This is a genomic window from Bradyrhizobium sp. SYSU BS000235, from assembly GCF_049747295.1.
GTDB lineage: Bacteria > Pseudomonadota > Alphaproteobacteria > Rhizobiales > Xanthobacteraceae > Afipia.
Window position 1 is genome coordinate 5,245,645 of the sequence record NZ_JBMHJM010000001.1, and the last position, 15,420, is coordinate 5,261,064.

The following is a 15,420-nucleotide window of genomic DNA, read 5'->3' on the forward strand; positions in this document are numbered from 1 at the left end:
GCTTTGTGAGGCGTTAATGGTTTACCCTGTCTCAATTCGCAACAATTATTGAGTCCGGAATGTGGTAATCCTTTGTAAGAGGAAGTCCATGTTTCGGGCGATTTGGAGATATCAAACCGCATGTGCGGCATTGTAGGTATTTTGGGGCGGGGTCCGGTTGCGGACCAATTGGTCGATTCCCTCAAGCGGCTCGAATATCGCGGTTATGACTCGGCGGGCGTGGCAACGCTGGAAGGCGTGCAGCTCGACCGCCGCCGCGCCAAGGGCAAATTGAAAAACCTGGAAGCCGTGCTGAAGTCATCGCCGCTGGCGGGGCACATCGGTATCGGCCATACCCGTTGGGCCACCCATGGCAAGCCCACGGAGAACAACGCGCATCCGCACGCGACGGACAATGTCGCGGTCGTGCATAACGGCATCATCGAGAATTTCCGCACTCTGCGCAGCCAGCTCGAGAAAGAGGGCGCAAAGTTCTCCAGCGAGACCGATACCGAGGTCGTCGCCCATCTCGTCAATTCCTATCTGATGAAAGGACTGTCACCCGTCGAAGCCGTCAAGGCGACACTTCCGCAGTTGCACGGCGCATTCGCGCTCGCCTTCATCTTCAAGAACGAAGACAACCTGATGATCGGCGCCCGCAAGGGATCGCCGCTGGCGGTGGGCTTCGGTGAAGGCGAAATGTATCTCGGCTCCGACGCCATCGCGCTCGGTCCGTTTACGGATGCCATCTGTTATCTCGAAGACGGCGACTGGGCCGTGCTGTCGCGCACCGGCGCCGCCATTTACGACGATACGAATGCGGCCGTTGAGCGCGACGTCGTGCGGCACAACACGGCGACGTCGTTGGTCGACAAGGCCAACTACCGTCACTTCATGGCGAAGGAAATTCACGAGCAGCCGGAAGTCGTCGGCCACACGATGGCGCATTATGTCGACCTCGCCAGCGAACGGGTGGCAATCCCGGGCAAGCTGCCATTTGACTTCAAGGACATCCAGCGCGTGTCGATTGCAGCGTGCGGGACAGCAAGCCTCGCAGGCTTTGTCGCCAAATACTGGTTCGAGCGCTTTGCACGCTTGCCGGTCGAACTCGATATCGCATCTGAGTTTCGTTACCGCGAGGCGCCGCTGCGCAAGGGCGACCTTGCGGTGTTTATTTCGCAATCGGGCGAAACCGCCGACACGCTCGCCGCGCTGCGCTACGCAAAATCGCAGGGACTGCACACCGTCTCCGTCGTGAACGTTCCGACGTCAACGATCGCCCGGGAAAGCGAAACCGTGCTGCCGACCCTGGCGGGTCCCGAGATCGGGGTCGCCTCAACCAAAGCCTTCACGTGTCAGCTGATGGCCTTGGCCGCGTTCGCCATTGCCGCCGGTAAGGCGCGTGGCGAGTTGTCCGACGAGGACGAAGCCAAGCTCGTACACGGATTGGTCGAAGTGCCACGTCTGATGACGGAGGCCCTAGCGCTCGAGCCGCAGATCGAGAAGCTGGCGCGTGACATCGCCAAGAGTCAGGACGTGCTCTATCTCGGCCGCGGCACGAGCTATCCGCTGGCCATGGAAGGCGCGCTGAAGCTGAAGGAAATCTCCTATATCCACGCGGAGGGCTATGCGGCAGGCGAACTGAAGCACGGCCCGATCGCCCTGATCGACGAGAAGATGCCGGTGGTCGTCATCGCACCGTTTGACCGGGTGTTCGACAAAACGGTTTCGAATATGCAGGAAGTCGCCGCGCGTGGCGGAAAGATCATCCTGATGACGGACACCAAGGGGGCAGAGGAAGCGACGGTCGAATCCCTTGTCACCATTGTCCTGCCGGACATGCCTGCGACCGTGACACCGCTGGTTTACGCCATCCCGGTTCAGCTATTGGCCTATCACACGGCGGTGGTGATGGGCACCGACGTCGACCAGCCGCGGAACCTCGCGAAGTCGGTGACCGTGGAGTAGACAAACGGTCGCAGATGAAGGGATTGGAGCACCCAAAAACCTGATAAAGTGGTGTCGCAACGATTTGCGATCTTGTCCGAATACTTTGGAATAAGGATGGTTCGGTTCCACGATGAATAATCCCACCCCCACGTTGGGTCCCGGCGATTTGCAGCCTGGGCATTCGCCGGATGCACCGCGTGGTTTCGTGGCACGGCTGCGGAACTACTTTCTCACCGGTCTGATCGTCGCTGGTCCGATTGCGATTACGTTCTACCTGACATGGTGGTTCGTGACGTGGGTGGACGGCATCGTCCGCCCCTTCGTTCCTGTCGCATACCGGCCGGAAACCTATTTGCCGTTCGGCCTTCCTGGCTCAGGCCTGGTCGTCGCCGTCTTCGCGCTGACGTTTCTCGGGTTCCTTACCGCGAACCTGATCGGCCGGTCTCTCGTCGAGCTTGGCGAGGCGATCCTCGGGCGCATGCCCGTGGTTCGCGCGATCTATCGCGGACTTAAACAGGTTTTCGAAACCTTGTTCTCAAGCACGGGATCGAGCTTCCGCCGCGTCGGATTGGTGGAATTTCCGTCGCCCGGGATGTGGTCGATCGTGCTGATTTCGCAGCCGCCAAACTTGGAAGTCGCAACCCGATTGCCGGGCAAGGAAGAGTTCATCTCGGTATTCCTGCCGTGTGCGCCGAACCCGACCACGGGCTTCTTCTTCTATGTGCCCAAGAGCAAGATCATCGAAGTCGAGATGAATGCCGAGGAGGCTGCCACGCTGATCATGTCGGCCGGCGTGGTGCAGCCCAATGGCGATGCGCAGAAGAAGGTCAACGCGCTGGCCGAGATGGCCAACGCCGCAAGGGTCGCCACCGCATCACAGATCCCGCCCACACCGGCCAAGGTCGATTAATTATCCGGCGCCGATCAGCGGCAGGGCTTCATCGCGCTCATAAAGGTAGAGCAGACAGCGGAGTGCTTCACCGCGCTCACCGGCCAGCTTCGGATTGCTCTGCATGATGTTGAGCGCCTCGTCGCGCGCCTGCGCGATGAGCTGGGCATGGATCTCGGGCCGCGCAATTCTGTACCCCGGTAGACCGCTCTGGCGCGTGCCCAGCACTTCGCCTTCGCCACGTAGCCGCAGGTCTTCTTCAGCAATCCGAAAGCCGTCCGTGGTTTCGCGGATCACCTTCAATCGGGCGGCCGACATCTGACTGAGCGGCTCGTGATAGAGCAGGATGCATGTCGAGGCCTCGGAGCCGCGCCCGATCCGCCCGCGCAACTGATGCAGTTGTGCGAGGCCGAACCGCTCGGCATTTTCGATCACCATGATGGTTGCCGCAGGAACGTCGACGCCGACCTCGACCACCGTGGTGGCCACCAGAACCTGGATCTCAGCGGCGGCGAATTGCGCCATCACGCGATCTTTCTCGGCACCCTTCATCTGGCCATGTACGAGACCAACCCGGTCGCCAAAGCGCTTTTGAAGGACTTCGAAGCGCTTGGTTGCGTTGGTGAGATGTTCGATGCCTTCCGCCTCGGTCTCCTCCACCAGCGGACAGATCCAGTAGATCTGCTTGCCGTTGTCGATGGCGCGGCCGACGCCGTCCATGATCTCCTTGAGCCGGCTGTCCGGCACGGTCCGGGTATCGATCGGCTGCCGGCCGGCGGGCTTCTCCCGCAACTCGGAGATGTCCATATCGCCGAAATAGGTCAGCACGAGTGTGCGTGGGATGGGCGTGGCGCTCAGCACCAGGACATCGACAGCTTCGCCTTTCTCGGTCAGCGTGAGCCGTTCACGTACACCGAAGCGGTGCTGTTCATCGACGATGGCCAGCGCCAGCGATTTGAAAATCACGTCGTCCTGGATCAGCGCATGGGTGCCGACCAGCAGATCGATCTCGCCGTCGGCGAGACGCGCGATGATGTCGCGCCGTTCCTTGCCTTTCTCGCGTCCTGTCAGGATTGCGACGCGCAGGCCTGCGTGTTCGGCCAGCGGTGCGATGGTCTTGATATGCTGGCGCGCGAGAATTTCCGTCGGCGCCATCAGCGCCGATTGCTTTCCGGCTTCCGCAACCGCGGCAGCAGCGAGCAGCGCCACGACGGTTTTACCCGAACCGACATCGCCCTGCAGAAGGCGCAGCATGCGCAGCGGCTGGCCGAGGTCGTGGGTGATGGCGCGAACGGCTTCCTGCTGGGAATTCGTCAGCGCATAGGGCAGGGCGTCGATAACCTTTCTGCGAAAATGGCCGTCGCCGGCATGGCGCGTCCCGGCGGGGCGGCGAAGCTGCGCGCGCACAAGCGCCAATGCCAACTGGCCCGCGAGCAGTTCGTCGAACGCAAGCCGCGACCAGTATGGATTTTGCGGCAGGATGTCGCTGAGTTCGACCGGCTCATGAACGCGATGGAGGGCGTCGGCGAACGAGGGAAAGCTGCAACGGCGCATGACCTCCGGACTGATCCACTCCGGAAGCTTCGGCAGCTTTTGCAGGGCCTGGACCATGGCGCGGCGGATTGCGCCGACCATCAATCCTTCGGTCAATGGATAAACCGTGTCGATGCCGGGAAGCTTGGCAAATCCCTCTTCGTCCACGACGCGGTCGGGATGAACGATCTGCAGCGTGCCGTCGAACAACTGCGCGGTACCCGAGACGTAGCGCTTTTCACCGACCGGGAGCAGCTTTTCGATGTAGTCACGCTTGGCGCGAAAATAGGTCAGAACAACATCGCCGGTCTCATCGCTCGCATAGACCAGATGCGGTGCGCGGGAACGACCCGGTGGCGCCGGACGATGACGATCGACGGTGACCTCAAGCGTCACCACGGTTCCTGGAACTGCATCGCGGATATGAGGGCGGGTCCGCCGATCGATCACGCTGGTGGGGAGATGCAACAACAGATCGACAAGCCGCGGCGTTTCACTGCGGTCGAGCAGATAGCGCAGCAGCTTGTCCTGCTTTGGGCCAACGCCTGACAGGCTTGTCACGGGCGCAAACAGCGAATTGAGCAGTGCAGGGCGCATCACGGCGACTCGGTTGGCTCGCTTTTGCATAACCCGGATGCAGCGCGAGAGAAATGCTGACATCTCCGATTACGACAGTTATATCAAGCCCGCCCGGCATGTCCGGGCTTTTGGCGTTGGAGACAATTTGGCTATGACCGGATCGACACGTTCGAGCGAAGGGCTTGACCATCGGCGCAAGCGCTTGCTGTTTCGTTGCTGGCACCGGGGCACGCGCGAGATGGACATCATCCTCGGCCGCTTTGCCGACGAAAATATCGCCAGCCTATCCGATGACGAGATTGTCGATCTCGAACGCCTCATCGAATTGCCCGACCCGGATCTGTACGCCGCGTTCAGCGGAGGGCAACCGCTCGCTGACGAGTATGCGAACGGCATCTTCGTACGCATCAGGGCATTCTCGGTCCCAGGACACCAGGCATGAAGGCGCCCACTCGTTCTCCGGCGCAATTGCTTCGTCCCGGTCACGCACTGACGCTTTCGAACGTGGCGGAAGGGGCAGAGGGACTGGTCGTCTCCGATCTCGCCCGTGCCGTTGCGGCGAAGGCCAATGCACCGGCCGTCAGTCTTGCGGTGGTCTGCCGCGATGGGCCACGGATGGCCCAGCTTGCGCGCGCGCTGGACTTTTTCGCGCCCGATCTCGCGGTGATGCAGTTTCCGGCATGGGACTGCCAGCCTTATGACCGCGTCTCACCCCACGGCGGAATTCTGGCGCAGCGCCTCACCACACTGGCACGGCTCTCGCGCCTGAAAGGCAGTGAGAAGCCCCTGATCGTGTTGACCACGGTCAACGCCATCGTTCAGCGTGTCCCGGCCCGGGATGTGGTGGCGGCCCAGGCATTGTCGGTGGCACCGGGACACCGCGTGCCGATGGATTCCATCGCCGCCTGGTTGGAGCACAACGGCTACAACCGCGTCTCCACCGTGCGTGAGCCCGGCGAATACGCAGTGCGGGGCGGCATCCTCGATCTTTTCCCGGCAGGCCTCGATCAACCGGTCCGCTTCGACTTCTTCGGCGACACGCTGGAATCGATCAGGACATTCGATGCGGAGTCGCAGCGCACGCTGCTCGATATGCGAGGCCTCGATCTCGTTCCCGTCTCCGAATTCCAGCTTGTCACGGAAACGATCCGCCGTTTCCGCATGGGCTATGTCGCCCAGTTCGGCGCACCGGAGCGCGATGACATGCTCTATGAGGCTGTGACCGAGGGGCGCCGCCATCCGGGCATGGAGCACTGGCTGCCGCTGTTTCAGGAGCGGATGGACACGCTGTTCGATTATCTCGATGAAGCGCCGCTCGTATTCGAGTCACAAGTTGAGGATGCGACGCACGAGCGCTTCACCCAAATCAACGACTACTATGAAGCCCGCCGTGAAGCGCTGGGCACGCCGGGCGGCGGCGCAATCTACAAGCCGCTGCCGCCGGACAGGCTGTATCTGACCGAGGACGAGTGGAAGAAGAAACTCCAGGACAACGCACTGGCGCGTTTCACGCCGTTCGCGCTTCCCCCGGATGATACGAGCGTCGTCGATATCGATGCGCGGCAGGGGCGCAATTTCGCCCCGGAGCGCGCCGACGCGACAGTCAACGTCTTCGAAAGCGTGGTCGCCCACGTCAACGGCCTGCAGGCCGCACGCAAGAAGGTGATCGTCGCGCTGTGGAGCGAAGGCTCGCGCGATCGCATGGCGAGCATGCTGAAGGATCACAAGCTGCTCAACACCACCAACGTCAACACCTGGCGCATGGTGCAGGCGACACCGCGCAACGAGACGATGCTCGCAGTGGTGGGTCTCGAGTCCGGCTTCGAGACCGAGAATGTCGCCTTCATCACCGAGCAGGACATCCTCGGCGACCGCCTCGTCCGCCCGCGCAAGGCCAGCCGCAAGCTCGAGAACTTCATCTCCGAAGTCACCAGCCTCGCCACCGGCGATATCGTCGTCCATGTCGAGCACGGTATCGGACGGTTCGTCGGGCTACAGACGCTGGACGTTGGCGGCGCCCCGCACGACTGTCTCGAACTGCATTATGCCAACGAGACCAAGCTGTTTCTGCCGGTCGAGAATATCGAACTGCTGTCGCGCTACGGCTCCGACCAGACCAATGTCGAACTCGACCGTCTGGGCGGTGGCGGCTGGCAGGCCCGCAAGGCCAAGCTCAAGAATCGTATCCGCGAGATCGCCGGCGAACTGATCAAGATTGCCGCCGAACGCCAGATTCACGTCGCGCCGAAGTTTCCTCTGCATCAGGGCACTTACGACGAATTCTGCGCTCGCTTTCCATACGAGGAAACCGAAGACCAGCTTGGCGCCATCAATGCCACGCTGCATGACCTCGACGCCGGCCGGCCGATGGACCGCCTGATCTGCGGCGACGTCGGCTTCGGCAAAACCGAAGTGGCGTTGCGGGCGGCTTTTGCTGTGGCCCTCGATGGCAAGCAGGTCGCGGTGGTCGTGCCGACCACACTGCTGGCGCGTCAGCACACGAAGAACTTCACTGAGCGGTTTCGTGGCTTCCCGGTCAACGTCGCGCAGGCATCTCGACTGGTGCCGACCAAAGAACTCAACCAGGTCAAGAAGGGGCTCGCGGACGGCAGCGTCGACATCATCGTCGGCACTCATGCCTTGCTCGGCAAGAGCATCAAGTTCAAGGACCTCGGTCTCGTGATCGTCGACGAAGAGCAGCACTTTGGTGTCGCTCACAAAGAGCGGCTCAAGCAGCTGCGCTCCGAAATCCATGTGCTGACTTTGAGCGCAACGCCGATCCCGCGCACCTTGCAACTGGCACTGACCGGCGTTCGTGAATTGTCGATTATCGCTTCACCGCCGGTGGATCGCCTTGCAGTGCGGACCTTCGTTGCCCCGTTCGATCCGCTGATGATCCGCGAAGCGCTGTTGCGCGAGCGTTATCGCGGCGGCCAGGCCTTCTACGTGTGTCCACGCATCGAATATCTCGCCGAGGCGAAGGACTTCCTCGACAAGCACGTGCCCGAGATGAAAGTCGCGGTGGCGCACGGACAGATGCCGCCGTCGGTGATCGAAGACATCATCTCTGCATTCTACGACGGCAAGTACGACATCCTGCTCTCCACCACGATCGTGGAATCCGGACTGGATATTCCAGCCGCGAACACCCTCATCGTGCATCGCGCCGACATGTTCGGTCTGGCGCAGCTCTATCAGTTGCGCGGCCGCGTCGGGCGCTCGAAGCTGCGCGCCTATGCGTTGTTTACGCTACCTGCGCAGCAGAAGATCACCGCACAGGCTGAGCGCCGGCTGAAGGTTCTGCAGTCGCTGGAAACCCTCGGTGCCGGATTCCAGCTGGCATCGCACGATCTGGATATTCGTGGTTCAGGCAATCTGCTCGGCGAAGAACAATCAGGTCACATCAAGGAAGTCGGTTTCGAACTCTATCAATCGATGCTGGAGGAGGCGATCGTCAGCCTCAAGGCCGGCATTTCCGAGCCGGTTGCCGATCGCTGGTCGCCGCAGATTACGCTCGGCATGCCGGTCCTCATTCCGGAGGAGTATGTCGCCGATCTGTCGATCAGGCTATCGCTCTATCGCCGGCTTGCTGACCTCGACACCGATGATGAGATCGAAAACTTCGGTGCGGAATTGCGCGATCGTTTCGGCCCGCTGCCGGACGAAGTCCGCTACCTGTTCAAGGTCGCTGCGATCAAATCATATTGCCGTCGCGCGAACATCGAAAAGGTCGATGCAGGTCCGAAGGGGGCTGTGATCAGCTTCCGCGACAACAGCTTCGCGCAGCCGGAGAAGCTGGTTTACTTCATCCGTCAGCATGGTAAGGCCGCCAAGGTGCGTCCCGATATGAAGGTGGTGTTTCTGCAGGAGTGGGATACGGCGGACGAGCGGATCGAGGGCACGACCACCATCCTGCGAGACCTCGCCAACCTGGCCGAAGGCCGCAAGGCAGCCTGATCCCGCAAGGAGGGATGTCGCAATCAGGAGGCCGCGGCGCGGCGGCCATCCTCGTGGATGCGGGCGAGGATCGTCGACGTGGTATCGTACGGCAACAGCGTTGTCAGCGTCACCTGCGGGTCCAGCCGCTGATCGCGATTGGGGCTGTGCATCGTGTGCTTCAGCACGCTGCCGAGCCGACGTGCGATGGTTTGGGCGTTTCGCAAATCGGTTTCGGGGAAGACGATCAGGATGGCGTCATTGCCGTCGAGCGTCGCGAAATCCATCCGCCGCATCAGCCGGCTGAGGATGCGCGCGGCATCGAGCCGGGCGCGTTCGGGGGCTGCGCCCGCCATGAACGAAATGCGAGCTACCGACAGGCCGGCTCCTCGGGCTTGGGTGTCGGTGACCGCGCCAACGAAGTCGCGATCGAATGCTTCCTTGGTGAGGAGGCCGGTTCGCGGATCAAGCAGACCGCCGGCGTCGATTGATTTGAGGGCCCGGTCGATGCGCGCCTCGAAGGCGTGCTGGCGGATCAGCGGCACCGCGCTGGCGGCAACGGTGCGAGGCTCACCGATGGTGATCTCGAGGTTGGGCAGATCGTAACTGGCGATCAGGCCAGCCGCCCCGGAAACCACCACCGGCAGGTTGCGGAAGCGGGTGTCCTCGGAGAGCACCGTGAGGAATGCATCCACGACCCGCGCGGAAAAACCTTCTCCGACGATAATACCGTCGAGTTCACGGGCATTGAGATGTTTGGCGGCCGCTTCGATGCTGAGCGCCCCAACCAAACCCATCTGTTCGCCCAAGGCGACCGAAAGTGCCGGATATGACGAGCCGCGCCCGATCAAGAGAACCGTCGCATCCTCGATCGGATCATTGTCGGGCAGGCGGGTGCGCGCCGCGGCCTTGTCGGTCATGCGGCGAAGCATGGTGGCGTGAAGGGTTCTCACCCGCAGTGCCGCATTCAGCCGGCTCACCAGCCGCTCGGGATCGCGGCCGGACTGGGTGAAGGAAATCACATTCGATGGCAGGACCGTCGCCGGATCGATCGCGATGACCGGAACGTAGGGCTGCATCCCATCAAGTTGCTGCGCCAGGCGTCGCAGGGTGACGTCGTCCGATGCGGTATCCGTGACCAGAACCGCGGCGGGTTTCAGCTTCGCGATGGCGTCGATGGCATCCGGCCAGGTTACATCGACAAGGGGAAACGACTTGATCTGATGGATCGCGCTCGCCAGCGCCTCATCGTCTGATTTTGAGACAACGACAATCGGTCCTTGCTGCGACATGATCTCGCCAATTTCGTAAATGCAGGAGCAGGCAGCATTCTTCCACCGTCCGCAAACATTAGGTTCCGGCTATTAATGAGGGGTCAACATGGTTGATGAATTCAAGGCTAGTTTGTCCGGTCGCGAAACGCTTCGACCATCAGAGGATTGAGACCAAGTTCGCCGAGTGCCTCGCGGGCACGCCGATTGTCACTCGCGCGGCCTGCGAGGCGATAGCCGTTGAGTTGATCGGGCAATGCCGTGAGCATCGCGCCGGGCGTGAGACGCCTGGCCCATTCATCGAGATCCTGCGACAGGAACCGATATCCACCGACAGCAACGATGCCGGTCGGCGGAGCTGTAATGCTGATGGTGCCCCGCGCTTTATCGAGGCGTGCAGCATAGCCGGTATCGACGTAATCAGGCGGGGCGGCTTCGGACAGTATATTCTCGGACGACGACGGAGGCCGATATGCCGCGACTGGAATCATCGATCCGCGCAGGGCGAGGGTGCCCTTCATGGTCATCACGAATTCGCCGACGGTGTTGCGCGATCCGCCATATGGTCCGGGTGAAATCGGGGCCGGCGAACCGTCCGAAAGCCGTCGCGCGCCATACAACCCAATCTCGCCAAATAGGTAGATGTCGGTGAACGTTGCGTTCGCTCCGTGCCAATTCTCGCTGGACGCGATGCGATCCGGCGTGCGCCACAGACCGATCACGCGCTGCATCGGGAACGGGTGTGACAACGCGCCGTCATCCGCCAAACGCAAAGCCAGCAGAGCCGGGACGATCAACGTGTCGTTGCCATCTTCCTCGATCTGCTTTTTGAGCACTTGCAGGTCTGAAGGATGATGAAATGCAAGCGAACCTGCGCTCAGGAGCCATGTCACAAGGGAGGCGGCAACCCCTCCGAACGATGACGGGATGATGGCTGACAGGAGCTGGGCGCCTTGCGGCACTTCGCTTTCCAGGAATACCGCCAGGCCTCCCGAGATCAGCTGGACATGATTCCGCGGTATCGCGCGAAATCCATCGGCAATCACATCGAACGACACAATGACCGGCTTGCGAGCTTCGAGCGGATAGAACGACGCGAAGTCGGCTGGCCCATCTGTCACGATCTCCAGCGGGGACATCCCCTCCGGCAGATCATGTCCGAATCCGAAGACATGGCGGATGGAAAATGCTTCAGCCGCGGCGTTCATAACCAACTCGGCATGATCGACAAGCTCGATCCGGTCGATGCCGACAACGGCGCGCGCACCGATGCGGTTGAGAGCTGTCGTCAGGTCCGATTGCCGCCAAAGCTGTGGGAGCAGGGCAACGATCATGCCCGCCCGGATGGCGCCGAGCACGGTAATGGCGAACTCGATCGTGTTCGGCAATTGAACAGCGACAATCGAACCGTACGGCAAGCCGGCTTCGATGAAACCGGTGGCGACGGAGGAGATGGCGTAGTCAGCCTGCTTAAATGTCAGGCGCATGGGCGGGCGCCCGGTCACGCGATGCTTGTTCGGCGGATCGATCAAAGCCACGGCGTCCGGTTGACGCGCAGCGATGCGGCGAAACAGGTCATCCAGCGTCGGAGAACCGCCGGTCGGGGTCTGAGAGGCCAGAGAGTCCTGCAAGTCGTCGCTCATGGTCATTGCGCCTTGGGGGCCGGCTTGTACCACCACGTCTCCGGCAAATATCCGGTCAACGCAGTCACTGAAGGCCGTTCTATCCGATTCCATCGGGCGATCCATTGCTGCTGCGCGCTGTAGACCGGAATTGCGTAGAAGCCCGACATCAAAACCCGGTCGAGCGCACGGACAGCCGGGACAAAGTCCGACTGTTCACGGGCTTCCAGGATCGCGGTGATCATGGCGTCGACGGCGGGGTTCTTCGCGCCCATGTAGTTGCGGGTGCCGTGGCTGTCCGCAGCAGAAGTGCCGAAATAGAACGCCTGCTCGTTGCCGGGAGACAGCGATTGGTCCAGGCGATACGGAATCATATCAAAATCGAAACTGAGCCGGCGTTGATCGAACTGGACCGCATCCACGGCCCGGATGGTCACATCGATGCCCGCCCGTTTCAGGTCGCGGGAATAGGCCAGCGCGATGCGTTCCTGATCGCGGGTGGTGACGAGAATTTCAAAGGTCAAAGGCGTCTTGTCGCTACGGCGGCGTAACAGGGCTCCGTCAAGCTTGTATCCAGCTTCAGACAGCAGGGTGAGGGCGGCGCGCAATGTCGTGCGATCGCGCCCGGAGCCGTCTGTGACCGGCAGGCGGTAGGTCCCGTCCAGAATGTCCGGCCTGACGCTGGCCGCGTAGGGTGCAAGCAGCGCTTTTTCCCGGGGCTCCGCGGGACGGCTATAGGCCGATAGCTCTGAACCCGCGAAGAAACCCGCAGAACGGCCATAGAGGCCGAAGAAGTAATTGCGGTTGATCCACTGGAAGTCGAACAGGAGCGTCAACGCCTGACGCACCCGGATGTCCGAGAAGACCGGGCGGCGGGTGTTGAAGGCGAGATACTCCGACGGCTGCGGTGTTCCGGGCTTGATGACGTCCCGCACCACATCCCCCTTGCGCGCAGCCGTGAAGTCATAACCTTCGTGCCAGCGGAGCGGCTCGGTCTCGACGCGGAAATCGTAAAGGCCGCGCTTGAAGGCTTCAAACGCGCCATTGGCCTCACGGTAATAATCCAGCCGGACTTCATCGAAATTCCACAGACCTCGATTCACCGGGAGGTCTCGGCCCCAATAGTCCGGATTCCGACTGAGCGTCACACTGACACCGGGGCGCACGGTAGTAACCTTGTAGGGACCAGAGCCGACGGGAGCAGCCAGCGAGGTCTCCTCGAACGTGGCGACGTCGATCGCGTGCTCGGGAAAGACCGGCATCAGGCCCATGATCAGCGGCAATTCCCGGTCGTTGGCGTCGCCGAAGTCGAAGCGCACCGTGCGCTCATCGAGCGCTTCCGCCTTTTCGACCTTGGCGTAGTACAGCCGGTGGTTGGGGCGACCTTTGTCCCGCATCAGCCGCCAGGAAAACAGCACGTCGCTGGCGAGGACGGGCTTGCCGTCGGAGAACCGGGCGAGAGGGTTGAGGCGAAAGGTGACGTAACTACGCTCTGTGTCCGTCTCGATGCTTTGCGCGAGCAGGCCGTACAGCGTGAATGGCTCGTCATTGCTGCGCGCCATCAGACTTTCGACGACATACCCCCGGATCTGCTGAACCGCGAGCCCTTTGACGATGAATGGGTTGAGGCTGTCGAAGGTTCCGAGCAGGCCAAATACGATCCTGCCGCCCTTCGGGGCGTTGGGATCTGCATAAGGCATTTGCCTAAAATCCGCCGGCATGGCGGGGGCGCCGTGCATGGCGATGCCATGGACCGGCCGGCCGGCTGGCGGAGCAGGCGACCGTGCAGGGGTTTCAGCCCTCGCGGCTGCGGCAAAGGCCAGCGCAGCGACGGCCAGGGCCCAGTATCGCCAAGCCAATCCTTGTCCCGAAAGCCAGCCCTGTCTTGAAAGCCAGGCTTGTCTTGAAGACCGGCCTTGGCGACGGCGGCGCAAGCTCCCCGACGGGTTGTTTGATTCGGTAGATCGCACGCTGAAACCTACCATGGATATGTGCAGGACAGCGGATTGGGATCGTTAAATCGTATTGTTGGCATTGATCTTTTCACCCGCCGTTGTATTGAAGGCGGGCAATTTGAGCATGGTTGCGGGACCCGTCACGTAACCGCCTCAATTGCCTCCGAGACAGCCGCCGATCAGTCGCGCCCTGTGTGGTGGGCGCTAAGGTCCAGAAAGGGTTTTCCACAATGAATTTCCATATCTTGGCCGCGCAAACCTCGCCGCGCGGTCGGGTGTTCGCCGCCGTTGCTGCAGGCGCCCTTTTGGCCGCGGCGACCATTTCGAGCGTACAGGCCCAGAACCCAGCACCGAAAGCTCCCGCCCCGAAGGCCGCGCCCAAGGCTGCGCCGAAGGCAGCTCCAGCGGCGCCTGCTGCCGGAGCACAGGCCCAGCAGCCCGCACAGCAAGCCCCCCAAGAGCAGGTCCAGTTGATTTACCAGCCCTGGACCAAGTTCTGCATGAAGGGCCAGGACGCCAATGCCAAGCAGGTGTGCTTCACGGGTAAGGATGGCCGTATCGAGTCGGGCCAACCGGTCGTTGCAGCTGTGATCATCGAGCCGGAAGGTGAGCCGAAGAAGCTTCTGCGCGTCACTCTGCCGCTCGGCATGCAACTCGTTCACGGCACCCGCCTCATCGTCGATCAGAATCCGCCGCAGCAGAGTCCGTACGTGATCTGCTTCGCCAACGGCTGCATGTCGGACTACGAAGTGACGCCTGAATTGATTGCCAACATGAAGAAGGGCCAGAACCTGATCGTCCAGGCGATCAATGCCAATGGCGCTCCGTTGACGCTGGCTCTTCCGCTCGCTGAGTTTGCGAAGGCTTACGATGGTCCGCCGACCGATCCGAAGGTCTTCGAAGAAAGCCAGAAGAAGCTGCAGGAAGAACTTCAGAAGCGCGCTGCTGAAGCACGTCAGAAGCTCGAGGGCGCTGCTCCGGCTGCGAAGCAATAATCACTTCGAAGTGAATGCAAAAGGCGCGCAGCAATGCGCGCCTTTTTTGCTGGGCTGCTGCTGAACAACAGCGCGGACCTTAAGCGGATGAAAGCGAAGTCAGTTCAGCGACGGGTTTCGCGGCCGATAACCGCCGGATTTGTCCTTGACGAAAATCTCGGAAACCTGCGAGTGGCGGATCGGTTCTCCGGAATCGTCGGGCAGGAGGTTTTGTTCCGAGACGTACGCGACGTACTCAGACTCAGAGTTTTCGGCGAGGAGATGATAGAACGGCTGGTCCTTGTGCGGCCGCATCTCTTCGGGGATGGACAGCCACCATTCCTCGGTATTGTTGAATTCGGGATCGATATCGTAAATCACGCCGCGGAACGAAAAAATCCGGTGACGAACAATCTGCCCGATCTGAAATTTGGCGGTACGCGCTTTAATCATGACTCGTCGAATAGACCATGATTGTGGCCGATGCTAGAGGCAAACCCATGAATCGGGCAGTTAAGCGCCCGGTTATCATTTGTCCACCGGCTGCCTAGTGTCCCGTCTCCGAATAACCGCCCTAGTTGCTGCGTGATCGCACGGTTATTCGGAGACGAAAGGACACTAGTAAAATCAGAATGCTAGTGTGGCTTTTGTCTCGCAATTGCCGATAAAGGACGAGCCGCAAGCGTGATCGGCAATTGCGAGATGCCACACTGGATTAATCCTAAAGCGTAC

Annotated in this window: 10 protein-coding genes; 5 read left to right on the forward strand and 5 right to left on the reverse strand. The window is 61.2% G+C overall.

All coding sequences use genetic code 11. From position 1 onward, the window contains the following. Window positions 1-120 precede the first annotated feature (120 nt). Both glmS and ACP0KA_RS24755 read left to right on the forward strand, forming a co-directional pair. On the forward strand, window positions 121-1,947 hold the full coding sequence (glmS, locus tag ACP0KA_RS24750) for a glutamine--fructose-6-phosphate transaminase (isomerizing) (RefSeq protein ID WP_424631348.1): 1,827 nt from the start codon (window positions 121-123) through the stop codon (window positions 1,945-1,947). A gap of 112 nt (window positions 1,948-2,059) precedes the next feature. Next, complete coding sequence (locus ACP0KA_RS24755) at window positions 2,060-2,839, forward strand: DUF502 domain-containing protein (RefSeq protein WP_424631349.1); 780 nt, start codon at window positions 2,060-2,062, stop codon at window positions 2,837-2,839. Here the strand turns inward: ACP0KA_RS24755 and recG are convergent, their stop codons facing one another. Beyond that, window positions 2,840-4,948, reverse strand: coding sequence for an ATP-dependent DNA helicase RecG (gene recG, locus ACP0KA_RS24760; protein WP_424631350.1), 2,109 nt, complete (start codon window positions 4,946-4,948; stop codon window positions 2,840-2,842). It lies immediately after the preceding gene. A 133-nt stretch (window positions 4,949-5,081) separates the two neighbouring features. Between recG and ACP0KA_RS24765 the strand changes: the two genes are divergently transcribed. Together ACP0KA_RS24765 and mfd are read left to right on the forward strand one after the other, a co-directional pair. Beyond that, complete coding sequence (locus ACP0KA_RS24765; protein ID WP_424631351.1) at window positions 5,082-5,372, forward strand: succinate dehydrogenase assembly factor 2; 291 nt, start codon at window positions 5,082-5,084, stop codon at window positions 5,370-5,372. After that, the gene (gene mfd, locus ACP0KA_RS24770; RefSeq protein WP_424631352.1) at window positions 5,369-8,887 is read left to right on the forward strand and encodes a transcription-repair coupling factor; all 3,519 of its coding nucleotides are present in this window, start codon (window positions 5,369-5,371) and stop codon (window positions 8,885-8,887) included. Before ACP0KA_RS24765 ends, mfd begins: the two co-directional genes overlap by 4 nt. Before the next feature lie 23 nt (window positions 8,888-8,910). On the opposite strand, the gene ACP0KA_RS24775 is transcribed toward mfd, so the two are convergent. From ACP0KA_RS24775 to ACP0KA_RS24785, 3 genes are all read right to left on the reverse strand, one after another. Further along, a complete protein-coding gene (locus ACP0KA_RS24775) occupies window positions 8,911-10,158 on the reverse strand; it encodes a GGDEF domain-containing protein (protein ID WP_424631353.1) in 1,248 nt (415 codons plus the stop codon). Window positions 10,159-10,265: 107 nt separating this feature from the next. After that, window positions 10,266-11,780, reverse strand: a complete 1,515-nt coding sequence (locus ACP0KA_RS24780; RefSeq protein WP_424631354.1) for an AMP-binding protein — start codon at window positions 11,778-11,780, stop codon at window positions 10,266-10,268. A 2-nt stretch (window positions 11,781-11,782) separates the two neighbouring features. Beyond that, window positions 11,783-13,498, reverse strand: coding sequence for an extracellular solute-binding protein (locus tag ACP0KA_RS24785; protein ID WP_424631712.1), 1,716 nt, complete (start codon window positions 13,496-13,498; stop codon window positions 11,783-11,785). Window positions 13,499-13,944: 446 nt separating this feature from the next. On the opposite strand from ACP0KA_RS24785, the gene ACP0KA_RS24790 reads away from it, so the two are divergent. Beyond that, the gene (locus tag ACP0KA_RS24790; protein ID WP_424631355.1) at window positions 13,945-14,709 is read left to right on the forward strand and encodes an invasion associated locus B family protein; all 765 of its coding nucleotides are present in this window, start codon (window positions 13,945-13,947) and stop codon (window positions 14,707-14,709) included. 99 nt (window positions 14,710-14,808) lie between these two features. Here ACP0KA_RS24790 and hspQ read toward each other — a convergent pair whose 3' ends face one another. Continuing rightward, window positions 14,809-15,141 (reverse strand): heat shock protein HspQ, encoded by a 333-nt coding sequence (gene hspQ, locus ACP0KA_RS24795; protein WP_424631356.1) that lies wholly within the window; start codon window positions 15,139-15,141, stop codon window positions 14,809-14,811. Window positions 15,142-15,420 lie beyond the last annotated feature (279 nt).

Coding starts and splice junctions, on each gene's coding strand:
- ACP0KA_RS24775 (WP_424631353.1), bottom strand. CDS start 10,158: ATGTCGCAGCAAGGACCGATTGTCGTTGTCTCAAAATCAGACGATGAG.
- ACP0KA_RS24790 (WP_424631355.1), top strand. CDS start 13,945: ATGAATTTCCATATCTTGGCCGCGCAAACCTCGCCGCGCGGTCGGGTG.
- mfd (WP_424631352.1), top strand. CDS start 5,369: ATGAAGGCGCCCACTCGTTCTCCGGCGCAATTGCTTCGTCCCGGTCAC.
- ACP0KA_RS24780 (WP_424631354.1), bottom strand. CDS start 11,780: ATGAGCGACGACTTGCAGGACTCTCTGGCCTCTCAGACCCCGACCGGC.
- ACP0KA_RS24785 (WP_424631712.1), bottom strand. CDS start 13,498: ATGCACGGCGCCCCCGCCATGCCGGCGGATTTTAGGCAAATGCCTTAT.
- recG (WP_424631350.1), bottom strand. CDS start 4,948: ATGCGCCCTGCACTGCTCAATTCGCTGTTTGCGCCCGTGACAAGCCTG.
- ACP0KA_RS24765 (WP_424631351.1), top strand. CDS start 5,082: ATGACCGGATCGACACGTTCGAGCGAAGGGCTTGACCATCGGCGCAAG.
- hspQ (WP_424631356.1), bottom strand. CDS start 15,141: ATGATTAAAGCGCGTACCGCCAAATTTCAGATCGGGCAGATTGTTCGT.
- glmS (WP_424631348.1), top strand. CDS start 121: ATGTGCGGCATTGTAGGTATTTTGGGGCGGGGTCCGGTTGCGGACCAA.
- ACP0KA_RS24755 (WP_424631349.1), top strand. CDS start 2,060: ATGAATAATCCCACCCCCACGTTGGGTCCCGGCGATTTGCAGCCTGGG.